24 protein-coding genes are annotated in these 23302 nt (G+C 63.8%); 13 read left to right on the top strand and 11 right to left on the bottom strand.

From position 1 onward, the window contains the following. Window positions 1-16: 16 nt before the first annotated feature. The 4 genes from ACZ5BO_RS08995 to ACZ5BO_RS09010 form a co-directional block, all read right to left on the bottom strand. Window positions 17-394 (bottom strand): YgaP family membrane protein, encoded by a 378-nt coding sequence (locus tag ACZ5BO_RS08995; protein WP_464699317.1) that lies wholly within the window; start codon window positions 392-394, stop codon window positions 17-19. An 85-nt stretch (window positions 395-479) separates the two neighbouring features. After that, entirely contained in the window at window positions 480-947 is a 468-nt protein-coding gene (locus tag ACZ5BO_RS09000; protein ID WP_025127961.1) for an RNA methyltransferase, read from the bottom strand. A gap of 254 nt (window positions 948-1201) precedes the next feature. Continuing rightward, window positions 1202-1567, bottom strand: a complete 366-nt coding sequence (locus ACZ5BO_RS09005; RefSeq protein ID WP_007926907.1) for a YajD family HNH nuclease — start codon at window positions 1565-1567, stop codon at window positions 1202-1204. Window positions 1568-1617: 50 nt separating this feature from the next. Then, window positions 1618-2304, bottom strand: a complete 687-nt coding sequence (locus ACZ5BO_RS09010; protein ID WP_025127962.1) for a spermidine synthase — start codon at window positions 2302-2304, stop codon at window positions 1618-1620. A 75-nt stretch (window positions 2305-2379) separates the two neighbouring features. Here ACZ5BO_RS09010 and ACZ5BO_RS09015 point away from each other — a divergent pair, with 75 nt between their 5' ends. Then, window positions 2380-2691, top strand: coding sequence for a superantigen-like protein SSL4 (locus ACZ5BO_RS09015; protein ID WP_025127963.1), 312 nt, complete (start codon window positions 2380-2382; stop codon window positions 2689-2691). A gap of 165 nt (window positions 2692-2856) precedes the next feature. Here the strand turns inward: ACZ5BO_RS09015 and ACZ5BO_RS09020 are convergent, their stop codons facing one another. After that, window positions 2857-3330, bottom strand: coding sequence for a cyclic nucleotide-binding domain-containing protein (locus ACZ5BO_RS09020; protein WP_025127964.1), 474 nt, complete (start codon window positions 3328-3330; stop codon window positions 2857-2859). A gap of 103 nt (window positions 3331-3433) precedes the next feature. After that, a complete protein-coding gene (locus ACZ5BO_RS09025; RefSeq protein ID WP_464699320.1) occupies window positions 3434-5488 on the bottom strand; it encodes a S9 family peptidase in 2055 nt (684 codons plus the stop codon). A gap of 100 nt (window positions 5489-5588) precedes the next feature. On the opposite strand from ACZ5BO_RS09025, the gene ACZ5BO_RS09030 reads away from it, so the two are divergent. The 3 genes from ACZ5BO_RS09030 to ACZ5BO_RS09040 are packed head-to-tail and all read left to right on the top strand — an operon-like array spanning window position 5589 to window position 7448. Next, on the top strand, window positions 5589-6086 hold the full coding sequence (locus ACZ5BO_RS09030) for an MFS transporter (protein WP_464699322.1): 498 nt from the start codon (window positions 5589-5591) through the stop codon (window positions 6084-6086). 32 nt (window positions 6087-6118) lie between these two features. Continuing rightward, window positions 6119-6895, top strand: a complete 777-nt coding sequence (locus ACZ5BO_RS09035; RefSeq protein WP_025127967.1) for a class II glutamine amidotransferase — start codon at window positions 6119-6121, stop codon at window positions 6893-6895. A gap of 10 nt (window positions 6896-6905) precedes the next feature. After that, the gene (locus tag ACZ5BO_RS09040) at window positions 6906-7448 is read left to right on the top strand and encodes a DUF2937 family protein (protein ID WP_025127968.1); all 543 of its coding nucleotides are present in this window, start codon (window positions 6906-6908) and stop codon (window positions 7446-7448) included. Between the two features lie 541 nt (window positions 7449-7989). On the opposite strand, the gene ACZ5BO_RS09045 is transcribed toward ACZ5BO_RS09040, so the two are convergent. Then, window positions 7990-8910 (bottom strand): LysR family transcriptional regulator, encoded by a 921-nt coding sequence (locus tag ACZ5BO_RS09045; protein WP_025127969.1) that lies wholly within the window; start codon window positions 8908-8910, stop codon window positions 7990-7992. Window positions 8911-9047: 137 nt separating this feature from the next. On the opposite strand from ACZ5BO_RS09045, the gene ACZ5BO_RS09050 reads away from it, so the two are divergent. The 4 genes from ACZ5BO_RS09050 (at window position 9048) to ACZ5BO_RS09065 (ending at window position 12768) form a co-directional block, all read left to right on the top strand. Then, window positions 9048-10331, top strand: a complete 1284-nt coding sequence (locus tag ACZ5BO_RS09050) for an MFS transporter (protein ID WP_025127970.1) — start codon at window positions 9048-9050, stop codon at window positions 10329-10331. A 69-nt stretch (window positions 10332-10400) separates the two neighbouring features. After that, entirely contained in the window at window positions 10401-11153 is a 753-nt protein-coding gene (locus ACZ5BO_RS09055; protein WP_464699324.1) for a 5-oxoprolinase subunit PxpA, read from the top strand. After that, the gene (gene pxpB, locus ACZ5BO_RS09060) at window positions 11150-11854 is read left to right on the top strand and encodes a 5-oxoprolinase subunit PxpB (protein ID WP_464699326.1); all 705 of its coding nucleotides are present in this window, start codon (window positions 11150-11152) and stop codon (window positions 11852-11854) included. The genes ACZ5BO_RS09055 and pxpB overlap by 4 nt, the downstream gene beginning before the upstream one ends. Continuing rightward, on the top strand, window positions 11851-12768 hold the full coding sequence (locus ACZ5BO_RS09065) for a 5-oxoprolinase subunit C family protein (RefSeq protein WP_025127973.1): 918 nt from the start codon (window positions 11851-11853) through the stop codon (window positions 12766-12768). Before pxpB ends, ACZ5BO_RS09065 begins: the two co-directional genes overlap by 4 nt. Before the next feature lie 70 nt (window positions 12769-12838). Here ACZ5BO_RS09065 and ACZ5BO_RS09070 read toward each other — a convergent pair whose 3' ends face one another. The 3 genes from ACZ5BO_RS09070 to ACZ5BO_RS09080 form a co-directional block, all read right to left on the bottom strand. Then, window positions 12839-14017: a vWA domain-containing protein gene (locus ACZ5BO_RS09070; RefSeq protein ID WP_025127974.1), complete on the bottom strand. Its 1179-nt coding sequence runs from the start codon at window positions 14015-14017 to the stop codon at window positions 12839-12841. Between the two features lie 12 nt (window positions 14018-14029). Next, a complete protein-coding gene (locus ACZ5BO_RS09075; protein ID WP_011059855.1) occupies window positions 14030-14875 on the bottom strand; it encodes an AAA family ATPase in 846 nt (281 codons plus the stop codon). A gap of 142 nt (window positions 14876-15017) precedes the next feature. Further along, window positions 15018-16094 carry a DUF748 domain-containing protein gene (locus ACZ5BO_RS09080; RefSeq protein ID WP_025127975.1) on the bottom strand — a complete coding sequence of 359 codons (1077 nt, stop codon included), beginning with the start codon at window positions 16092-16094 and terminating at the stop codon, window positions 15018-15020. A gap of 126 nt (window positions 16095-16220) precedes the next feature. Here ACZ5BO_RS09080 and cysK point away from each other — a divergent pair, with 126 nt between their 5' ends. The 4 genes from cysK to ACZ5BO_RS09100 all read left to right on the top strand — a co-directional run bounded on the left by cysK (window position 16221) and on the right by ACZ5BO_RS09100 (window position 20316). Beyond that, on the top strand, window positions 16221-17195 hold the full coding sequence (gene cysK, locus ACZ5BO_RS09085) for a cysteine synthase A (protein WP_464699330.1): 975 nt from the start codon (window positions 16221-16223) through the stop codon (window positions 17193-17195). Between the two features lie 246 nt (window positions 17196-17441). Next, on the top strand, window positions 17442-18380 hold the full coding sequence (locus ACZ5BO_RS09090) for an aspartyl/asparaginyl beta-hydroxylase domain-containing protein (protein WP_025127977.1): 939 nt from the start codon (window positions 17442-17444) through the stop codon (window positions 18378-18380). A gap of 354 nt (window positions 18381-18734) precedes the next feature. Then, window positions 18735-19598 (top strand): DMT family transporter, encoded by an 864-nt coding sequence (locus ACZ5BO_RS09095; protein ID WP_025127978.1) that lies wholly within the window; start codon window positions 18735-18737, stop codon window positions 19596-19598. Between the two features lie 517 nt (window positions 19599-20115). Next, on the top strand, window positions 20116-20316 hold the full coding sequence (locus ACZ5BO_RS09100) for a hypothetical protein (RefSeq protein ID WP_256244312.1): 201 nt from the start codon (window positions 20116-20118) through the stop codon (window positions 20314-20316). Between the two features lie 56 nt (window positions 20317-20372). On the opposite strand, the gene ACZ5BO_RS09105 is transcribed toward ACZ5BO_RS09100, so the two are convergent. Then, on the bottom strand, window positions 20373-21266 hold the full coding sequence (locus ACZ5BO_RS09105; protein WP_464699333.1) for a DMT family transporter: 894 nt from the start codon (window positions 21264-21266) through the stop codon (window positions 20373-20375). A gap of 295 nt (window positions 21267-21561) precedes the next feature. Here ACZ5BO_RS09105 and aceK point away from each other — a divergent pair, with 295 nt between their 5' ends. Continuing rightward, window positions 21562-23283: a bifunctional isocitrate dehydrogenase kinase/phosphatase gene (gene aceK, locus ACZ5BO_RS09110; protein WP_464699335.1), complete on the top strand. Its 1722-nt coding sequence runs from the start codon at window positions 21562-21564 to the stop codon at window positions 23281-23283. Window positions 23284-23302 lie beyond the last annotated feature (19 nt).

Below are 23302 nucleotides of genomic sequence, written 5' to 3' on the forward strand. Positions count from 1 at the left end.
CGTCCCGACGCCGGCCTCAGCCTTGGCTCTTGGGCGCCTTGGCCGGATCCACGCTGGCGGCTTTGGCGCTGTGTTCTGCAGCCTCGGCGCTGGCCTTCAGGTTGCGCAGTTCATCACCGGCCCGTTCGATCTTTGTTCGTACCCGGTGCATGTCCTGGCGACCTTTCTCCAGCAGGCTTTTCGCCGAGCTGTGGCCGGTGATGCCGCGGGCCAGGGCCACGCCACCGATGGCCACCTGGATCAGGCCGAACAGGCCGCCGCGGCGCAGGCCCTTGCCGACCATCACCACGCCACCGGCCAGGGAGCCGACGCGCTCCCAGCCCTGGACGTTCTGAGGCACCGGGGCCTGGAGCGGGGTGGGCTCGATGGGTTGCAGTTGTTTGCGCTCGCTCATGATCGTTCTCCAAGGGCAGTGGGGGATATAAAGCTGACTGCGCGAAGCCCCCGCTTGTTCCCGGCAAAGGCGCCTGGCGCTGTATTCAGTATTTGGGCCCGGAACGGGTGTTGTTGCCCTTGGCCAGGCGGTCGTAGAGCACCACGTTGACCGTGGCCGCAAGGTTCATGCAGCCGGTGGTGGGGATGTAGACCACGTCTTCGCACCAGTCGCGGATCTCCTTGTCGAGGGAGCCGTCTTCCGGGCCGAAGATGTACAGGGCGCGATCCGGGTGGGTGTATTCCGGCAGCGGGCGGGCGCCCTCCACCAGTTCCACGGCCACCGGGATGCAGCCCAGGGGCAGGATCTTCTTCAGGTCGTCGATGCCGATCAGCGGGATGTCCTGATGGACCTTCTTGGTGTCGGTAACGAAATCCCGGGCCCGCTCGTAGCGCTTGCCGGTGTAGAACACCGAGGCGACGCCATAGCAGCCGGCGGCGCGCATCACCGAACCGACGTTCTCCGGTGACTTGGGGTTATACAAACCGATGCAGCTGTACCTTTTGTTTGCCACGAGCGAGGAGCCTTGGAGAAAAAAGCGCGATTATACGGGGATTGCCCAGGGGCCGGGGGCTTGTTGTGGCGAGGGAGCGCGCTTGCGCCGGGGCGCGTATCGGCCCTAGGCACTGGCGCCAGGGGGTTTCAGTCACTGCGCAGTGCTGTGCACTCCAGCGCGAGCCAGCTCCCTCGCCACAGGGAGCGGCATGCAGAGAGCTTCACACCGGGAGCTTAAGCCCAAGGCCGGGCAGGGCGCCCGGCCGCAGGCAATCACTCGTCGTCTTTCTTCATCAACCCGGCCAGGGCGGCGAACGGGTTGTGGGTGGCCTTGGCCACTTTCGGCGTGCTCAGGGAGCCTTCGCCGAAATACTGCTGGTCGGTGTAGCGCGAGTGCTCGTTGTCGTGGCAGTACAGGCACAGCAGTTCCCAGTTGGAGCCGTCCTGGGGATTGTTGTCATGGTTGTGGTCGCGATGGTGCACGGTCAATTCGCTCAGGCGCTTGCCGGAGAACTCGCGGGCGCAGCGACCGCAGACGTGGGGATACATCTTCAGGGCCTTGTCGCGGTAGCCCATTTCCCGGTCGCGCTGGGCGTCGGCAAGGATGCGGTCCAGTTTGGAGGTGTTGGTCGAACTCATGGGTTCACCTTGTTGGGAAAGACTGATGACGGTTATGAATCAAGTTTAGCTCAGGCCTTGAGCTTCTCGGCAATCCAGATGGTGTGCCGGGTGCCGCGGTTGCCGTGGGCAAATACCTGCACTTCCTCGGCCTTGAAGCCGGCCTTGCGCAAGCGCTCGGAGAACTGCCGGTCGGCGCTGGCGGACCACACCGCGAGTATCCCCTTGGGCCGCAGGGCCCGGGCGCAGGCGGCCAGGCCCGCGCTGGAGTAGAGCCAGCTGTTGGCCTTCTGGGTCAGGCCTTCGGGGCCGTTATCGACGTCCAGCATGATTGCGTCGAAGCCCTGGGGCTCGGCTTGCAGGACCTTGGCCACGTCCTCCAGGCGGATCACCGTGCGCGGGTCCAGCAGTGGCCGGCCGGACTTTTCCCCGAGGGGGCCGCGGTTCCATTCCACCACCCCGGGCACCAGCTCGGCGACCACCACCTCGGCGCTCTTGCCCAGGTGCTTGAGGGCGGCGGCCAGGGTGAAACCCATGCCCAGGCCGCCAATCAGCACCCGCGAGTTCGGGCGTCCGGCCACCTTGCTGCAGGGAATCTGCGCCAGGGCATCCTCGGAGCCGTGCATGCGGGTGTTCATCAGTTGGCCGCCGTCGCCGCCCTGGATCTTGATGACGAAATCCTCACCGTATTCGAACAGGCACAAGGCACCGCCGTTATCGGGAATCGCAGTGGTGTCCAGCAGTACGAAACGTTTCATGGAGATCTCATTGAGGAAGGCAAAACCGCCCGGTTGGGAGTAGCCTGACGCCAGACAATAGCAATGGAGCCATTGATGAAGCGCACTATTCTAACGGTGATTGCCCGCACGGCGCTCTCGCTAACTGCTGCCCTGGCGATGAGCGTCGGTGCAGCCTCGGCGGACGACTCGCAAAGCGCCCCGGTGGTGACCCCGACGCCGACCCTGGGAACGCCCGGCACCGCTACGCCGACCCCTTATCCGCAAGTCACCCCGCCGACCACGCCCAAGGCCGGCAGCAGCGGCAGCGCGCCTCTGCTGCCACCGATCGACATGCCCAAGCCGCCCAAGGACCAGACCCTGCCGGGCCTGGAGCAGAACGACAACAAGGCCAAGGCGCAGGGGTGATGCCTGTGCCGGGGCTAGGTGGCGAGGGCGCCTGCTCTCGCTGGGGGGCGCTGCGCCAGCGGCCGCCTGGCGGTTTCAACCGTCACAACGCGGCTCCGCTGATACGGCCGCTACGCGGCCGAGGGGGAGCAAGCCCCGCGCCACAGGTGCGGGGCAATCAGGCGCCTAGAACTGCTGCGCAAGCAACTGGCCGTCGGCCATGCGCAGGCGCTTGGACAGGGAAACTGCCAGGGCGCGAATGATCTTCGCGGCGATCTTCGGCGCGTCGTTGAGCATCTTCTCCAGGGAGTCCTTGCCCAGGTTGAGCAACTGGCAATCGCTGGCGGCCACGCAACTGGCCGAGCGCCGCTCGCCATCGAGCACTGCCATTTCGCCAAAGGCCCGGCCACTGCGCAGGGTGGCAATGGTCTGGGGCTGGCCTTCATGATTGTTCTTCTGCACGGCCACCTGGCCGCTGTGGATGATGCACATGAAGCTGCCGGCATCGCCTTCGTGGAAGATCGCCTGGCCCTGGGGGATGCTGCTGATGCTGAAGTAGCCGGCAGCGGCGTTGAAATCGGCGGGCAGCAAGAGATCGAACAGGCCACAGTCCATCAGCCAGTCGCGGATCTCGTTGTTGAGTAAGGTCGGTTCGGTCATGGGGTCACGGTCTTTTTCTTGTCTCTGTTGCACGGGGGCAAGCCCGGTCCGGCGTATGCCGGCGGCGATCCTGGGTTAAGACCGGAGCGCCGCCGGGAGTTCCTCAACCCAGGCCCAGAATGTTCAGGACAAAGGCATATTCGAGAGCTACGTCACGCAATCCCTGGTAGCGCCCGCTCATGCCGCCATGGCCGGCGCCCAGCTCGGTCTTGAGCAGCAGCAGGTTGTTGTCGGTCTTGGTCGCCCGCAGCCTGGCCACCCACTTGGCCGCTTCCCAGTACTGCACGCGGCTGTCGTTGTAGCCGGCGATCACCAGGGTCGCGGGGTAGGCCTGGGCCCGGACATTCTCGTAGGGCGCATAGGCCTTGATCCGCGCATAGACCTCGGGGTCTTCGGGGTTGCCCCATTCGTCGTACTCGGTGACGGTCAGGGGCAGGTCGGGGTCGAGCATGGTGTTCAGCACATCGACGAACGGCACTTCGGCAATCGCCGCCTGGAACAGCTCTGGGCGCTGGTTGAGCACGGCGCCGATCAACAGGCCGCCGGCGCTGCCGCCGCTGATCGCCAGTTGCCGAGAAGTGGTCAGGCCCTGGGCGATCAGGTGCTCGGCACAGGCGATGAAGTCGCTGAAGGTGTTGGGTTTGTGCTCCTGCTTGCCGGCGCGGTACCAGGCTTCACCCAGCTCGCCGCCGCCACGCACATGAGCGATGGCAAAGGCCACGCCGCGATCCAGCAGGCTCAGGCGAGCGTGGGAGAACCAGGGGTCGAGGCTCTCGCCATAGGCACCGTAGCCGTACAGGTACAACGGTGTCGGCTGGCCCAGGCATTCGCGCTTGACCACCAGGCTGATGGGCACCTGGGTGCCATCGGCGGCGGTGGCCCAGAGACGCTGGCTGACGTAGGCGTCGGGGTCGAACGGACCCAGCACCGGGGTTTCCTTGAGTACCTGCTGCTGGCCGTCGGCCAGGTGCAACTGGCGGACCTGGGCCGGGCGGTTCAGCGCTTCGTAGCGCAGGCGGATGCGTTCGCTGGCGAACTCCAGGCTGTTCTGCACGTGCAGGCTGTAGGCTGCGTCGGGCAGTTGCACCCGGTAGGAGGGCAAGCCTTGCGGGTGCACCTCGATGATCGGCAGGCCACCTTCGCGCAGGCTCAGGGTCATGGCGCTGGCATTCAGGGTCACGCCGTCGAGCATCACCGCGTCGTTATGCGGGACCAGCCGTTGCCAGTCGTCCTGCTCGGGCACCGCGCCGCTGTCGGCGGCCTGGTACAGGGCGAAGTTGATGCCTTCGCGGTTGCTGCGGATGAACCAGGTCCATTGGCCGTCGAGCTGGCCGTGGTCGACGTCGTATTCATGGCCTTCGACCCGGGGCGCCAGGCAGGTGAATGGCAAATGTGGCTGCGCGGCGTCCAGGGCCCAGGTTTCGCCGGTGGTCTTGCTGCCCAGAGACAGCAGCAACTGGCGCTCGGAGCTGGCGCGGTAGCAATGCAGGAAGAAGCGCCCGTCGGGCTCGTGGAACACTTCTTCGGCTGCGGTACCGTCCAGGCGGTAGCGGTACAGCTTGTGCGGGCGGTGGGTGTCGTCCAGCTCGCCGAAGAACAGGGTCAGGCTGTCATTGGCCCAGGTCATGCTGCCGTCGCAGTTGTCGAACGACAGTTGGCTGACCTTGTCGTTGGCCAGCTCCTTGATGAACAGGGTGTAGATTTCCTCGCCGGTGGTGTCGAGGCTGTAGGCCAGACGCTGGTGGTCGGGGCTGATGCTGAAGGCGCCGAGGGAGAAGAAGCCGCCGTTGGCCAGGGCATTGGGGTCGAGCAGCAGTTGTTCGTGGCTTTCGTCCACCACCAGGCTGTCGTCCGCCGGGCGCGGGCAGCGGTAGTGGCGGGCGTATTCATCGCCGGCAGTGGTGCGGGTGTAGTACAGGTAGGGGCCCCAGGGCGAGGGCAGCGACAGGTCGGTCTCGAGGATCCGGCCCTTGATCTCCTGGAACAGTGTTTCGCGCAGGGGCGCCTGGTGGGCCAACTGAGCGTCCAGGTAGCTGTTTTCAGCGTTCAGGTAGTCGAGCACCGCATCGGTGTCGCGTTCCTGCAACCAGGCATACGGGTCAGCGCCTTCGGCCTTGTGGGCAATCGGGGCGCTGGTGTCGTTGGCGGGTAAGGGCATGGGTGGCTCTCGAACGATGACAAATGAGGGCTTGGCAGACGGCGGTGCAGCCTGACACGGGAAAAGTCGTTATCATAAGCGCCTCTTTGCCTGCCTTGCCATGGACACCATGACCGAGAACGACTATCTGATCGCCTGGGGCCTCTACGCCTTCGCCGCCTTGGGCTGCCTGCTGGTATGGATGCGCCTGACCCGCTGGATGTGGCGCTGGCTGCGCGAGCCGCTGCGTGTATTGGTGGCGGTGCTGCTGTTCAGCCCGACCATCATCGACCCGGTCAAGGAAAAACTTGCCCCGGCCGTGGCCATCACCGCCCTGGACATCGCCTTCAAGGTGGGCAACAACGCCTGGCGAGCGGTCTCCGACCTGTTCATGTACGGCATGATCGCCTTTGGCCTGTACCTGCTCTTCGTGCTGGTCCGCTGGCCCATCGAGCGTTCGGCCAGGGAGCGCCGGGAGCGCAACGAAGCGGTGAAAGCCGCGGCCAAGGCCGCCGAAGTGGAAGACGACCAGCCCTTTGGCGGTGCCGGCAACGACCGCTATGGCCGTGCTCCGGCTGGCAGTGCCCCCCTGAACACGCGGGTCGAGCCGCGTTTGTAACGCTGCCCCGGCATTGAAGCGAGAGTCCGAACATGTGTGAGTTGTTGGGCATGAGCGCCAATGTACCGACCGATATCGTCTTCAGCTTTACCGGGCTGATGCAGCGTGGTGGCCGCACCGGTCCCCATCGCGACGGTTGGGGCATCGCATTCTACGAAGGCCGTGGCCTGCGCCTGTTCCAGGACCCGGCGGCCAGCAGCGAGTCGGAAGTGGCCAACCTGGTGCAGCGCTACCCGATCAAGAGCGAAGTGGTGATCGGCCATATCCGCCAGGCCAACGTCGGCAAGGTTTGCCTGGCCAACACCCATCCCTTTGTCCGTGAACTGTGGGGGCGTAACTGGTGCTTTGCCCACAACGGCCAACTGGCGGACTTTCACCCGAGCCTCAGCTTCTACCGCCCGGTGGGGGATACCGACAGCGAGGCGGCATTCTGCGACCTGCTCAACCGAGTGCGCGAGGCCTTCCCCGAGCCGGTGGAGATCGAGCAACTGCTGCCGACCCTGATCCAGGCCTGCAGCGAATACCGCAGCAAGGGTGTGTTCAACGGCCTGCTCAGCGACGGCGACTGGCTGTTCTGCTATTGCTCGACCAAGCTGGCACAGATCACCCGGCGCGCGCCGTTCGGCCCGGCCCGGCTGAAGGACGTCGATGTGATCGTCGACTTCCAGGCCGAAACCACGCCCAACGACGTGGTCACGGTGATCGCCACCGAACCCTTGACCGAAAACGAAACCTGGACCCGCTACCAACCGGGCCAGTGGAGCCTGTGGCGGCGCGGTGAATGCGTCAGCCAGGGCCAGACCGAATAAGGACATCCCTATGTTGCTCAGTTATCTGCGGCTGGTGCTGTTCGCCGCCGGCCTGTTGATCGGTGTGCAAGTGCCGGGTTTCATCAGCGACTACGCCAAGCGTGTCGAAGCCCACATGATCGAATCGCAGAACAGCCTGCAAGGCTTCCAGGGCACCGCCCAGCAGTTCTTCAAGGGTGACCTTAACGCCCTGGTGGCGCACTACCGGGCCAGCGATGACCCGGTGTTTCGCAGCGACGCCGAAAGCCTGAGCGCCTTGCTCAACCGCCAGTTGGCCCTGGACAAGCAGTACCAGGCGATGCAGGGGCCGTGGTACATCCGCATGCTGCAAGTGGTTCTGGCCGCGGATCCGGCGATTCGCAAGGAGACCTGGGATGGCTACAGCTACCAGATCCTGCTGACCCCGGAGGCGATGATCTGGGGCATGAGCGGCGCCTTGCTGCTGTCGTTCGGGCTGGAATGCCTGTACCGGCTGATCGACTGGGTGGTGCTGGGCGGCCGGCGCCTGCGCCAGAGCCGGCCGATCGAAGAGCGCGACCTCAAAGGCCTCTGACCCCCTGTAGGAGCCGGCTTGCCGGCGAAGGGGCCCGCAAGCCTTGCGCCTGGCTGAAGATCGCCTTCGCTGGCAAGCCAGCTCCTACGGTAGTCGTATCGAGTTGGTTCTCTGTGTAGGAGCCGGCTTGCCGGCGAAGGGGCCCGCAAGCCCTGCATCTGGCTGAAGATCGCTTTCGCTGGCAAGCCAGCTCCTACGGGAGTCGTGTCGAGTTGGTTCTCTGTGTAGGAGCCGGCTTGCCGGCGAAGGGGCCCGCAAGCCCTGCACCTGGCTGAAGATCGCTTTCGCTGGCAAGCCAGCTCCTACGGGAGTTGTGTCGAGGTGGTTCTCTGTGTAGGAGCCGGCTTGCCGGCGAAGGGGCCCGCAAGCCCTGCACCTGGCTGAAGGTCGCTTTCGCTGGCAAGCCAGCTCCTACGGGAGTTGTGTCGAGGTGGTTCTCTGTGTAGGAGCCGGCTTGCCGGCGAAGGGGCCCGTAAGCCCTGCACCTGGCTGAAGATCGCCTTCGCTGGCAAGCCAGCTCCTACAAAGGGGGATGGCGGTTTTACTGGGGGGCGATCAGCACCAGGTAATCCTCGCCGACCTTTTGCCCATAGCGCTGCACCACGCGCTGGCACAGCTCGACAATGTCCTCCACCAATTCCACTCCCACCCGCCATGACACCACCACCTGCAGGTTCGGTGGACGCTGTTCGATGGCCAGCAGGGTCAGTTCGCCCCGGGCCAGTTCCTCGCGCACCAGCACCGGCGGCAGGGCGCCAATCCCGAAGCCGTCCCTGAGCAGGCGGGTGATGGCCGACACCGAGTTGACGCAATTGAGCCGTGGCGCCAGCACCCCGTTGGCCTGCATCAGGCCGAGCACTTGCTGGTGGGGCAGGGAGTTCTTCGAATAGGTGATGATCCGCTCCCGGGCCAGCTCGGCGAGATTGGCGTAGTCGCGGTTGTAGATCGAATTGCTGGCAGCTATCCAGCCCACCGGGTGGCTGGCCAGCTCCAGGCTGCGGATGCTCTCCTGGCGCAGCAGGTCGGTCTGCAGCACCAGGTCCAGAAAGCCTTTTTGCAGTTGCTCGCACAGGTTCAGCGAGGTGTCGGCCACCAGTTCGATTTCCACTTGCGGGTAGTGGTCCATCATCTCCGCCACCAGGGGGCTGAGCCAGGTGTGGATCACCGTGTCCATGACGCCGATGCGAATCCGCCCGACCTTGCTCGACGGTGCCTCGATCGATTGTTTCAGCGCCTGCAGGGTGTCGAGCATCTGCTCGGCGTGCTCCAGCACCTTGAGGCCTTCCGGGGTCAGGCTGACGCCGCGGGAGTCGCGCAGGAACAGCTTCACCCCCAACTCGCCCTCCAGCACCGCGATCCGGCTGGAGATGGCCGCCTGGGTGGTGAAGAGTTTGTCCGCGGTGAGGCTGAAGCTCTTGAGCCGCGCGACCCAGACGAAGGTTTCGAGAAACTTGAGATTCATGGGATCAACTTTTCTTATGCCTTGGGGCGGTTTTTATTAGTTGGACGCCGGTTGTGCCTGAACCGAAGAATGGCTCAACCCACGATATGCGTCGTCGGGGCCCAGAACAACACCAATAAATTACCCTGGAGATCGCCATGAGTGCGCCCGAAACACTGGCCGCCAAGGCTTCGCGCCGCGCCGGCCCGTTTGACTGGTACCGGGACATCAATCAGCAGGAACGCCGGACATTCTGGAGCTGCAAGATAGGTTATGGCCTGGATGGCATGGACACCCAGATGCTCAGCTTCGTGATTCCGACCCTGATCGCGCTGTGGGGCATCACTTCCGCCGAAGCCGGCCTGATCCATACCAGCACCTTGCTGGCCTCGGCCCTGGGCGGCTGGATTGCCGGCATCCTTTCCGACCGCATCGGCCGAGTACGCACCCTGCAACTCACGGTACTGTGGTTTGCCGTCTTCACCTTTCTCTGCGGCCTTGCGCAGAACTACGAACAGTTGCTGATCGCCCGCACCCTGATGGGCTTCGGTTTCGGTGGTGAATGGACCGCCGGCGCGGTGCTGATCGGCGAAGTGATTCGCGCCAAGAACCGCGGCAAGGCGGTGGGCATGGTGCAGTCCGGCTGGGCCTTGGGCTGGGGGCTGACGGCGCTGCTGTATGCGCTGCTGTTCTCCCTGCTGCCACCGGAAGATGCCTGGCGCGGGCTGTTCCTGCTGGGCATCCTGCCGGCGATCTTCGTGATCTTCGTCCGCCGCCTGGTCAAGGACCCCGAGGTCTACCGGGAAACCAAGGCGCGCGAAGTGCCGAGCAACCCGGCGCGCTTCTACGAGATCTTCGCTCCAGGGATTCTCAGCACCACCCTGCGTGCTTCACTTTTGGCGGCAGGCGCCCAGGGCGGCTACTACGCCATCACCTTCTGGCTGCCGACCTTCCTCAAGACCGAGCGCGGCCTGAGCGTGCTCAGCACCGGTGGCTACCTGGCCATGGTGATCTTCGGCTCCTACGCGGGCTATGTGATCAGCGCCTACCTGACGGATATTCTCGGGCGCAAGAAGAACTTCGTGCTGTTCGCCGCGGGCTCCTTCACCATTGTCCTGCTCTATACGCAAATGCCGGTGAGCAACGCGGTGATGCTCTGGCTGGGCTTTCCCCTGGGCTTTTTCGCCTCGGGCATCTTCAGTGGCATGGGCGCCTTCCTCACTGAACTGTTCCCCACGCGGATCCGCGGTTCCGGCCAGGGTTTCTGCTACAACAGCGGCCGGGCGCTGGCGGCGCTGTTCCCGCTGCTGATCGGCCTGCTCAGCCAGCATGTGCCCCTGAGCGTAGCCATCGGCAGCTTTGCCGCGGTGTCCTACGGGGTGGTGGTGCTGGCAGCCCTGAGCCTGCCGGAAACCCGGGGCAAGGAACTTGAGGCGCGCTAACTGATAATCTGCGGGGCAGAGCGCGTGCCGCCCCACAGCTACCCTATAAAAACCACAGGAGCACTGACCGTGAGCCGCCTGTTATTGAATTGCGACATCGGCGAAAGCTTTGGCAACTGGACCCTGGGCCTGGATGCCGAGGTGATGCCTTTTATCGACTGCGCCAACATTGCCTGCGGCTTCCATGCCGGCGACCCGGGCATCATGCGCAAGACCGTGGCCCTGGCCCTGGCCAATGGGGTGCGCATCGGCGCCCACCCGGCGTACCAGGACCTGGCCGGCTTTGGCCGCCGCTCCATGAGCTACTCGCCCCAGGAAATCCAGGACCTGCTGCACTACCAGATCGGTGCGCTGGACGGCATCTGCCGGGCCCAGGGCGGCCGGGTCGAGTACGTCAAACCCCACGGCGCGATGTACAACGACATGATGGCCAAGCCGACCCAGCTGCGAGCGGTGATCCAGGCGGTGGCGGCCTACGACCCGCAACTGCCGCTGATGCTCATGGCCACCCGCGATAACAGCGCGGCCCAGGCCCTGGGCGACGAGTTCGGCGTGACCCTGTGGTTCGAGGCCTTTGCCGACCGCGCCTACGACAACGCCGGGCACTTGGTGTCGCGGCAATTGCCCGGGGCGGTGCACCACGATGCGCAAACCATCCTCCAGCAGGCCCTGACCATTGCCCGGGGCGAAACCCTGACCGCCAGCGACGGCAGCGCCTTGCTGCTGCACGCCAACACCCTGTGCGTGCATGGCGACAACGCCAGTTCGGTGGCGGCGGTGCAGCGCATTCGCGAGGCCCTGAACCAGCAGTCCGGCCTATGAAGCCACAGGTTGAAGTAGTTGCCATCGACTGCCTGATGGTGCGTCTGTTCGAGGTGATCGCCGAGGACAACATGCCCTGGATGCTGGCCGCCGCCGAAGGGCTGCGGCGGGCCTTTGGCGAGTCGCTGGTCGATCTGGTGCCGTCCTACACCACGCTGATGGTGCATTACGACTTGCTGGCCCTGAGCCCGTCCGAGGCCCGGCAGCGGATCGAGGTCGCCTTGACCGATCTCACGCCAGGCACCACTCAGGCCGGGCGCGAGCATGTGCTGCCGGTGTGGTACGACCTCAGTGTCGGGCCGGAGCTTGCGCTGTTGTCCCGGCGCAGCGGGCTGTCGGTGGCCGAGGTGATCGAGCGTCACAGCCAGCGTGAATATCAAGTGTTTGCCCTGGGCTTCGCGCCCGGATTCGCCTTCATGGGCCTGGTGGAAGAGGCGCTGGCGAGCCCCCGCTTGAACACCCCGCGCAAGCGTGTGGCAGCCGGCAGCGTCGGCATTGCCGAACGGCAGACCGCGGCTTACCCGGTGGTATCGCCGGGAGGGTGGAACCTGATCGGCCGCACCCCAAGCCGCTTGTTCGACCGCGAGCGCGACGGCTACAGCCTGATGCAACCAGGGGACCGGGTGCGCTTTGCCGCGGTGGAGCGGGCCGAGTTCCTGCGCCTGGGGGGCGATGACACGCCACTGGAGGTGCCGGCATGAGCCGTTTGCTGATCGAGGCCAGCACCCCGCTGTGCCTGCTGCAGGATGCCGGGCGTTTTGGCGTGCGCCACCTGGGGGTGACCCAGGGCGGAGCGCTGGACTGGGTCTCCATGTCCTGGGCCAACTGGTTGCTGGGCAATGCCCTGGATGCGCCCGTGGTGGAAATCACCCTCGGCGGCTTGACCCTGGTGGCCGAGGACTATTGCCTGCTGGCCCTGGCCGGCGCTGATCTTGGGGCTTATGTGGATGAGCGGCCGTTGACCCCGGGGCGCAGTTTTGTCCTGCAAAAAGGCCAGCGCCTGCGTTTCACTCAACCCTTCTTCGGTGCGCGGGCGTACCTGGCGGCGCCGGGCGGTTTCGATGCGCCCAGGGTGCTGGGCAGTTGTGCCAGCGTGCTGCGCGAATCCCTGGGTGGGCTCGACGGTCATGGCCGGGCGCTGAGCGAGGGCGCCTGGCTGGGCTATTCAGGGCAGGGTGGGGCGCTCAAGAGCCTGTCGCCCGCGCAGTTGACGGATTGGCAATCCGCGGCCCCCCTGGAGGTGATCCTGGGTGCGCAGATTGGCCAGTTCAGCGGCTTGAGCCTGTTCGATGCCTTCAACAGCCGTTGGACCCTGGACAGCCGTGCCGACCGCATGGGCGCGCGCCTGCTGGGGCCACAGTTGCAGTATCAGGGACCGCCGATGATTTCCGAGGGCATTCCCCTGGGGGCGATCCAGGTGCCGCCGGATGGCCAGCCGATCGTTCTGCTCAATGATCGGCAGACCATTGGCGGTTATCCGCGACTGGGAGCGTTGACGCCGTTGTCCCTGGCGCGGCTGGCACAGTGCCTGCCGGGCAGTGAGCTGCGTTTGGCGCCGGTGGTACAGGAGACGGCGCATCAGCAGCAGGTGGCGTTCTTGCGGCGTTTTGGGTGATGGACAAGCGCTTCGCCGGCCAGCCGGCTCCTACAGGGTTGGGTAGGAGCCAGCTGGCTGGCGAACGGGTTTATTTGGACAGGAAACGCATGCCTTCTTCCAGGCCGCGCAAGGTCAGGGGGTACATCTGGTCCTCGATCAGGTCGCGCACGATGTTGGTGGACGCGGTGTAGCCCCAGGTGTCCTTGGGGTAGGGGTTGATCCAGATGAGTTTCTTGTACTTTTCCATGAAACGCTGCATCCACACGTAACCGGCTTCCTCGTTCCAGTGCTCGACGCTGCCGCCGGCCTGGGTGATCTCGTAGGGGGCCATGGCGGCGTCGCCGACGAAGATCACCTTGTAGTCGGCGCCGTACTTGTGCAGCAGGTCCTGGGTCGAGGTGCGTTCCGAGCCGCGGCGCAGGTTGTTCTTCCACACCGATTCGTAGATGAAGTTGTGGAAGTAGTAGTACTCCAGGTGCTTGAACTCGGTCTTGCAGGCCGAGAACAGTTCCTCGCAGATCTTCACGTGGGCATCCATGGAACCGCCGATGTCGAACAGCAACAGCAACTTGATGCTGTTGCGCCGCTCCGGACGCATCTGGATGTTCAGCAGCCCGGCATCCCGCGCGGTGTGGTCGATGGTGCCGTCGATGTCCAGTTCTTCCGCCGCACCCTGGCGGGCGAACTTGCGCAACCGGCGCAGGGCCACCTTGATGTTGCGGGTGCCCAGTTCCACCGAGTCGTCGAGGTTCTTGTACTCGCGCTGGTCCCAGACCTTGACCGCCTTGCCCTGGCGCTTGCCGGCGTCACCCACGCGGATGCCTTCCGGGTTGAAGCCGCCGGAGCCGAAGGGGCTGGTGCCGCCGGTGCCGATCCACTTGTTGCCGCCGGCATGGCGTTCCTTCTGTTCTTCCAGGCGCTTCTTGAACTCTTCGATGAGCTTGTCCAGGCCGCCCAGGGACTGGATCTGTGCCCGCTCTTCGTCCGTCAGGGAGCGCTCGAACTCCTTGCGCAGCCAATCCTCGGGGATCAGCGCCTGCAAGTGGTCGTCGAGTTTTTCCAGGCCGTTGAAGTAGGCGCCGAAGGCCCGGTCGAACTTGTCGAAATGCCGTTCGTCCTTCACCAGGATCGCCCGGGCGAGGTAGTAGAACTCGTCCATGTCGGCGAAGGTCACGCGCTGCTTGAGCGCGTTGATCAGGTCCAGCAGTTCGCGCACCGAGACCGGAACCTTGGCCGCGCGCATTTCATTGAACAGGTTGAGCAACATGGCATCAGCCTCTTAGCGACTGCCGCGACGGCTCATGAAGGCCAGGCGTTCGAGCAGTTGCACGTCCTGCTCGTTCTTCACCAGGGCGCCGGCCAGGGGCGGAATGGCCTTGGTCGGGTCGCGCTCGCGCAGCACCGCTTCGCCGATGTTGTCGGCCATCAGCAGCTTGAGCCAGTCCACCAGCTCGGAGGTGGACGGTTTCTTCTTCAGGCCCGGCACCTTGCGCACATCGAAGAACACGTCCAGGGCTTCGCTGACCAGGTCCTTCTTGATGTCCGGGTAGTGCACGTCGACGATCTTCTGCAGGGTGGTGCGGTCGGGGAAGGCGATGTAGTGGAAGAAGCAGCGGCGCAGGAAGGCGTCCGGCAGCTCTTTCTCGTTGTTGGAGGTAATGATGATGATCGGCCGCTGCTTGGCCTTGATGGTCTCGTCGATCTCGTAGACGTAGAACTCCATCTTGTCGAGCTCTTGCAGCAGGTCGTTGGGGAACTCGATGTCGGCCTTGTCGATCTCGTCGATCAGCAGGATCACCCGCTCCTCGGACTCGAAGGCTTCCCAGAGCTTGCCCTTCTTCAGGTAGTTGCGGATGTCGTGGACCTTGTCCACGCCCAGCTGGGAGTCCCGCAGGCGGCTGACCGCGTCGTACTCATAGAGACCCTGATGGGCCTTGGTGGTGGACTTGATGTGCCAGGTGATCAGCTTGGCGCCGAAGGATTCGGCCAACTGCTCGGCGAGCATGGTCTTGCCGGTGCCGGGTTCGCCCTTGACCAGCAGCGGACGCTCCAGGGTGATGGCGGCATTGACTGCCAGCTTCAGGTCATCAGTGGCGACGTATGCGCTGGTGCCTTCGAACTTCATCTGCAATTCCTCGAAACGGTGACGGCGAGCTGCCCGGGGCAGGTCGGATGAATAAACGCGGTGGCCGACTATAACGCGGCGCCCGGTCGACTGTGAACGTAGACGCCCCATTCAGTCTCTGAATGAGGCGTCACGGGGTGACTCAGTCAGTCGAAGGCTTGGGCTGCTCATAGCGGGCATTGAAGGCCTGGACGAAGCCGTTGCGTAAAATCTGCAAAAATGCCTGGAACGCGCTGATATCTTGCTGGTGCACGCTGCCACTGAGTTCGACCCGGGTGGCGAACTGGTTCTTGCGCTGGTTCTTCAGCACAGTTTCGCTGGCGCCGACCAGCGCCTCCCATACCGAGCGGAAAATGCTCTTGTTGCGGTTCTCCACATCCTGTTGCCAGTTGAACACTTCCACGTCCCGCAGCAGTGGCTTGATGTAGCCATGCAGCTGGCCTTTCTCGGCCTGGGCCTCGATCACCACATCGCCGTGGCCGGCGTTGAAGTCGAACTTGCCGTAGGCCGAGGCGAAGTCGTTGAAGCGCTTGAGCTCGATGTCCCGGGCCCGCAGGCGGAACTCGAAGTTCTCGAAATTGCTCAGGGGGTCGAAGGTGGCCGTGCTTTCCATGGGCGCCTGGCCCTGCAGCAGGGCCTTGCCGTCAAAGCGCGCATCGCGCTTGCCCTGAGTGTCCACGACATTGGTCAGGTTGTAGAAACTGGCGTTGACCTGGGTCGCGCCGATGTTCACCGGCGGCGTGGAGCTGAAGTTGCGAAAGTGGATCTTGCCGTCGTCGATCCGCACCTCGTCCAGGGTGATGGGCAGCAGCTTGCCCAACTGGGCGCGCCAGTCAGTGCCTTCACCGGTCTGCGAGGCCTGCTTGTCGGCCCCGCCGTCGACGAAGTTCAGCTCCGGCTGGACGAACTGCGCCTTGGCCACCACCGCGTGGTCATACCACAGCGAATGCCAGCTCACCGAGAGGTCGATCAGCGGCGCCTTGACGAAAGGCACCGGCACCTTGCCGCTGACCTTGACGATCTCCAGGCCGTTGATCCGGTAGGCCCCACGCCACAGGGCCAGGTCGATATCGGCGATCTGCCCGCGGTAGTCACCCATGTCCGCCAGCTTGCCATTCAGGTAGTCGCGCACCAGGTAGGGCAGGGCGAGGTGCAGGGCTACCAGCACCAGCGCCAGGCCTGCCAGGGTCCATAGGGGCCAACGGTAACGAGCTTTCATAGTGGGAGATCTCCAGCCGTATAAGGCATTGACTGCTCACCGTCACAGGGGTTCGGTGCGACTGGACGCTCACGGGCACCAGGCATACCCTTGAGCACTTCTTCACTGCTGCATAAGGACCCAGCCATGAGCCGAATTTTTGCTGACAACGCCCATTCCATCGGTAATACGCCCTTGGTGCAGATCAACCGCATCGCCCCGCGCGGGGTCACCATCCTGGCCAAGATCGAAGGGCGCAACCCGGGCTACTCGGTGAAATGCCGGATCGGCGCAAACATGATCTGGGACGCCGAAAGCAGCGGCAAGCTCAAGCCGGGCATGACCATTGTCGAGCCGACCTCAGGCAATACCGGGATCGGCCTGGCGTTCGTCGCCGCTGCCCGTGGCTACAAGCTGATGCTGACCATGCCGGCGTCCATGAGCATCGAGCGGCGCAAGGTGCTCAAGGCCCTGGGCGCCGAGCTGGTGCTCACCGAACCGGCCAAGGGCATGAAGGGGGCGATCGACAAGGCCGCGGAAATCCTGGCCAGCGATACGTCCAAGTACTTCATGCCGCAGCAGTTCGACAACCCGGCCAACCCGGCCATCCACGAAAAGACCACCGGGCCGGAAATCTGGAACGACACCGACGGCGCGGTGGACGTGCTGGTGGCCGGGGTCGGGACGGGCGGCACCATCAGCGGCGTGTCGCGTTACATCAAGAAGACCCAGGGCAAGCCGATCCTCTCGGTGGCGGTGGAGCCGGTGACGTCGCCGGTGATCACCCAGAAGCTGGCCGGGGAAGAGATCAAGCCCAGCCCGCACAAGATTCAGGGCATCGGTGCCGGCTTCGTGCCCAAGAACCTCGACCTGGAAATGGTCGACCGGGTCGAGCTGGTGACCGATGAGGAATCCAAGGCCATGGCCCTGCGCCTGATGCAGGAAGAGGGCATCCTGTGCGGTATTTCCTGCGGTGCGGCGATGGCTGTGGCGGTACGCCTGGCGGAAACCCCGGAGATGCAGGGCAAGACCATCGTGGTGATCCTCCCGGATTCCGGCGAGCGCTACCTGTCGAGCATGCTGTTCAGCGACCTGTTCACCGAGCAGGAAAACCAGCAGTAACCCGCAGGGGCGCGCCGGCCTCCCAGTCTCCGGGTGCTCCTGCCGGGGACCGCAGGTCGGTGAATGCCTGATCCACATCAGTCACCGGCCAGGCGCCTTATGCTACTTAAGGCATTTGTTGCGCATCCGTTAACGCTGAATGTTGGGTTGTGCGGGTTTTTCCCGGGCCCTGGAGTGTTTATCATTGCCGGCTGCCAAGTCGGGTGAAGACTCCCCCATGGGCACCTATTTTCAAGGAGTTGTTGCATGAGCTTTTCCTTTGCCGCCAAGTTCGCGGTGTTGTCGCTGTTCATCGGCAGCATTCTCTACGTGCATTTGCGTGGCAAGGCGCGCCTGCCGGTCCTGCGCCAGTTCGTCAACCATTCGGCGCTGTTCGCCCCCTACAACGCGCTGATGTACCTGTTTTCCGGCGTACCCTCCAAACCCTATCTGGACCGCAGCAAGTTTCCCGAGCTGGATGTGCTGCGTGACAACTGGGAAGTGATCCGCGAAGAGGCCATGCACCTGTTCGACGAGGGGTACATTCGCGCGGCGGAGAAGAACAACGACGCCGGTTTCGGTTCCTTCTTCAAGAAGGGCTGGAAGCGGTTCTACCTCAAGTGGTACGACAAGCCACTGCCGTCGGCCGCAGCCCTGTGCCCGAAAACCGTGGAACTGGTCAGCGCCATTCCCAACGTCAAGGGTGCGATGTTCGCCTTGCTGCCCGGTGGCAGCCACCTGAACCCGCACCGCGACCCCTTTGCCGGTTCCCTGCGTTATCACCTGGGTCTGTCGACCCCCAACTCCGACGCTTGCCGGATCTTCGTCGACGGCGAAGAGTACGCCTGGCGCGACGGCGAGGACGTGATGTTCGACGAGACCTACGTGCACTGGGTGAAGAATGAAACCGAGACCACTCGGGTGATTCTCTTCTGTGATATCGAGCGGCCCCTGAGCAGCCGCCTGATGACCCGCATCAACCGTTGGGTCAGCGCCCAACTGGGCCGTGCCACCGCGCCGCAGAACCTCGACGACGAGCGGGTCGGCGGGATCAACCAGGCCTATGCCTGGAGCAAGCGTTTCAGCGACAGCTTCAGTGGCGTGGTCAAGCAGTGGAAGCGCCGCAACCCCACCCTCTACCGCGTTCTGCGTCCGGTCCTGGCGGTGCTGGTGCTGGTGCTGTTGTGGAAGTGGTTGTTCGGATAAGTCTTGCAGTGAATATCGGGCGCTGGTTATATTCGGCGCTCGGTGCATCCCCGGATTCACCGTTTTTCCCCTCATCAAGAAAGATCGGCACATGACAGGTTCCCCTCTCAACGCGGTAGTGGTTTCAGCGGTCAACGCTGGCGTCGTGCCGTGCGGGAATCAACAGCCTGTGCAGATCAGCCATTACCCCCCACCTGTCAGTAGCACGCCGGTGTACGCAGTCGTATCACCGCCGGGCGTTGGCTTCTCGGGCTGATCGGCAACCGCTGCCGGTTCCTGCGCCCGCCTGAAAAAAACACTACTGAATTTCAGCTTTGGCTGAGTTGGCTTTTTGCCTGATTACAGGTGGTTTTCATGCTGCTTATTTCAAAAAAGTCCGCGCTTGCGGCGGCTTCCACGAGCTTGTTCGTCCTGCTTTGGAGCAGTGGCGCGATCTTCTCCAAATGGGGCCTGGACCACGCTTCACCCTTTGCCTTCCTGCTGATGCGCTTTGCCATCGCCCTGATCGGGTTGGTGCTGCTGGTGCCGTTGCTCAAGCTCCGGTTGCCGAGGGGCCGTCGGGCCATGGGCTTTGCCGTGGCCACGGGGCTGGTGCTGCTGGGGGCCTACCAGGTCTTTTACATCCTGGCCCTGGACCTGAAGGTCACCCCTGGCGTCATGGCCACGCTCATGGGGGTGCAGCCGATCCTCACCGTGGTGCTGATGGAGCGCCAGCGTTCCTGGAGCCGTCTGTTCGGCCTGGGCCTGGGGCTTACCGGGTTGATCATGGTGGTGTACCAGGGCATCGGCCTGGCGGGGGTGTCGATCTCCGGCATGCTCTGCGGCTTGCTGGCCCTGGTGAGCATGACTGTCGGCTCGATCATGCAGAAGCGCATCACCGATAACCCGCTGGGCACATTGCCGGTGCAATACCTGGCGGGAATGCTGGTGTGCGCGGTGATCGTGCCCTTCCAGCCGTTCCATTTCGAGCACAGCGCCGGGTTCGTGATTCCGGTGTTGTGGATGGGGCTGGTGGTCTCGGTACTGGCCACGCTGTTGCTGTACCGGTTGATCGCCCAGGGCAACCTGGTGAATGTCACCAGCCTGTTCTACCTGGTACCGGCAGTGACCGCGCTGATGGACTATGCCTTTTTCGGCAACCGCCTGGCGTTGCTCAGCCTGCTGGGAATGGGCCTGATCATCGTCGGGCTGGTGTTTGTGTTCCGCAAGCACGCTTGATGGAGCTGGCGGCGGCCTTCTGGGTCGCCGCTGGCATCTGCGGCCAGGTGCAAGGCCTGGCTGGCGCGGAGTTTCGATTGCAGGATGGGTCGACAACGGCGCTCAATGGTGGCTATATGGCATTATTGCGAGAGAGGATTGGATCGCGGCGAAAAGCGTCGCGCAACGGCCCTCAGGTCTGATGAAACGGAGTGGCTGGATCCAAGCCTCAAGGTATTTTTGAAGCCTGGATGCCAGGTTTTTCCGTTGGCTATTTCCAAATGGTCAATCAGAAAAACCTTAAAAGTTAAAGCCACTGCCTAGACTGACGACATAGTCCTTAATACCAAGGAGAGTCAGTATGAACGTAGCGCTAGCTTCAGCCGCTTTCGGTTTGTTTTTTGGACTATCGAGCAGTTGTTTCGCAGGGGCCCCAGGGACGCAAGGGGTCATCCGTTTTACCGGCAGCATCACGGAAACCAACTGTGCTTCCAACGCGGTCGACACCGGGCTGAATCTACGCCAGTGTCCCCAAGGCTTGCGTGGCGGAGCGATCGAAATCACCCCCATCAATCCGCAGGTCAGCGTCAAGGGCCTGGATCCTTCCGCAGTCAAGGTCAAGCTGATTAGCGACAGCGGCCGTCAGGGACGCTACTACGACCAGCACTACGCCTTTGTCGACCAGTCCGGCAAGCCGGTGACCTCTGGCACCTACCTGGTCACCTTGAGCGTTCCTTGAAAGCCCAGTCCGGCGCAGCCCTTCAGTCAGCAGGCGATCGTCGCTAGCGCAAGGGATCAGGCCGCGACTTTCGGCGTCGGCCTGAGCACCAGCCACAGCGCCGCGGCGATCAGCGCACCGCCATAGAGGTGCCCCATGGACAAGGGCTCGTCCAGCAACAGGGCCCCCCACAGCACGCCGAACGGCGGGATCATGAAGGTCACGGTCATGGAGCGCACCGGGCCGATGGAGGTCAGCAGGCGGAAGTACAGGACGTAGGCAAAGGCGGTGCAGCCAAGGCCCAGGCCCAACAGCGACAGCCAGACATTCCAGCCACCCCAGCTGGCCGGTGGCTGGCTGAGGGCGCTGTAGGCAAACAGTGGCAGCAGGAACAGGGTCGCGCCGAGCATGCTGCCCAGGGCCGAGAGGCGGCTGTCGAGGCCTCCGGCCTGGTCCAGCCAGCGTCGGGCGAGGAACCCGGCGAAGCCGTAGCAGGTGGTGGCCAGCAGGCAGGACAGGGCGCCGACCAGCAGCTCGTGGTCGAACGCCACCGGGCCGGCGCGGCTGAGGATGCCGACGCCGAACAGGCCCAGGCAGACTCCGGCGATCTTGCTTGGGGTCAGGCGTTCGCTGAAGAACAGTCCGCCGATCAGCCCCCCCATCAGCGGCGTGGTGGCATTGAAGATCGCCGAGTAACCGGCGGGCAGCACCTGGGCCGCCACCGAGTACAGGGTCGCAGGCAGCCCGGAGTTGATCACCCCGAGCAGCAGTACGGTCTTGAACTTGCCATGAAAGTCCCAGCTCACCCGCATCAGCGCCAGCAGTACCAACAGGCCGACGGCGGCGATCGACACACGGAAGAAGGCGGTGGGCACAGTGCCCAGTTCCGGGGCAATGATGCGCATGAACAGAAAGCTCGCGCCCCAGATGGCGGCCAGTGACAACAGGCGCAGGAGATCGACAGGTCTCACGGAAGTTTCCTTGGGTGGCAGGGCGGGAATCTTGCCCAGCACGACTGGGCATGGCAAACCTTATTGCCCCATGAAACGAAGAAAGTCCGCACCCTGATTCTTGCGTTCGATTCTGTGCAGCGCTCGATGCTGCCTGTGGTGCGGCCGGGCAGGGCGCAATCAGGCCGACCGGATGAGCCACTGGGCGACCGCCGGGTCATTTTACGGCGTACGTTCGATGACAAAAATACGCTTCTCCTCAGGTCGTATCAGTGGCTAAGCTCAGGCATCGCAAATTCCCGCAGAGGTCTTCCTTATGTCGCAGTCATGGCCCGCCGCCGATATCGCTCGAATGATCCTCGAGGGCTTCGACGACTACCGCGAGCACTTTCGCCAGATCACCGACGGTGCCCGGCAGCGCTTCGAGCAGGCGCAGTGGCAGGAAGCGCAGCAGGCCTCGGCGGCACGGATCAACCTCTACGAAGAAAAGGTCGGGGAAACCGTGGCCCGGCTGCACCAGGCCTTCAGCACCGAGCTGCTGATGGAGGTCAGCCAGTGGCCTCTGGTGAAGAGTGCCTATATCAGCCTGATCGACCTGCGCTTCGACGATGAGCTCTCCGAGACCTGGTACAACTCGATCTTCTGCGGGCTGTTCAGCCATGACCTGATCAGCGATGGCTGCATGTTCATCCACACCACCCGGCCCAGCCTGCGTCGGGCCCGGGCTGCGCAGACCCGCAGCTACAGGCCCCAGGGCGATCTTTCGGCGACCCTCGCTCAGGTGTTTGCCGACTACCGATTCAGCGAGGATTACGCCGACCTGGCGGGCGACCTGCGACGCCTTGAAGCGCAGCTGCGGGAGAACCTGCCGGACTGGGTATGCAAAGACCCGGAGCTGACCCTGGAGCTGTTTTCCTCGGTGCTCTATCGCAACAAGGGGGCCTACCTGGTGGGGCGCATCTTCACCCATGAAGAGCAGTGGTCCCTGGTGATTCCGTTGCTGCACCGCGAAGGCCGGGGCATCCAGATCGATGCACTGATCACCGATGAAGCCGATGTCTCGATCATCTTCTCCTTCACCCGCTCCTATTTCATGGTAGACGTGCCGGTGCCGGCGGAGTTCATCGGCTTCCTCAAGCGCATCCTGCCGGGCAAGCACATTGCCGAGCTGTACACCTCGATCGGTTTCTACAAGCACGGCAAGTCGGAGTTCTACCGTGCCCTGATCAACCACCTGGCCAACACCGACGACCGCTTCATCATGGCCCCCGGGGTGCGCGGCATGGTCATGAGCGTGTTCACCCTGCCGGGCTTCAACACCGTGTTCAAGATCATCAAGGACCGCTTCTCGCCGTCGAAGAACGTCGACCGGGCCACGGTGATCGAGAAGTACCGGCTGGTGAAAAGCGTCGATCGGGTCGGGCGCATGGCCGACACCCAGGAGTTCGCCGACTTCCGTTTTCCCCTGAGCAAGTTCGATCCGGCATGCCTCGAGGAACTGCTGGAGGTGGCGCCGTCCACGGTGGCCGTGGACGGCGAGACGGTACTGATCCGCCACTGCTGGACCGAGCGGCGCATGACCCCGCTCAACCTCTACCTGGAACATGCCAACGAGGCCCAGGTGCGCGAGGCCCTGGAGGATTACGGCCTGGCGATCAAGCAACTGGCGGCGGCCAACATCTTCCCCGGTGACATGCTGCTGAAGAACTTCGGCGTGACCCGACATGGCCGCGTGGTGTTCTACGACTACGACGAAATCTGCTTTTTGACCGAGGCCAACTTCCGCCGCATTCCGGCACCACGTACGCCGGAAGACGAGATGGCTTCCGAGCCCTGGTATTCCATCGGCCCCCACGATGTGTTCCCCGAGGAGTTCCCGCCGTTCCTGTTCGCCGACGCCGGCCAGCGCCGGCTGTTCGACCAGTTGCATGGCGAGCTGTACAACGCCGACTACTGGAAGGGCCTGCAGGACGCCATCCGCGCCGGCAAGATCATCGACGTCTTCCCTTACCGGCGCAAAGGCCTGGAAGACGAGTGACGGTGTAGGAGCCGGCTTG

The organism is Pseudomonas sp. FFPRI_1, from assembly GCF_055384485.1.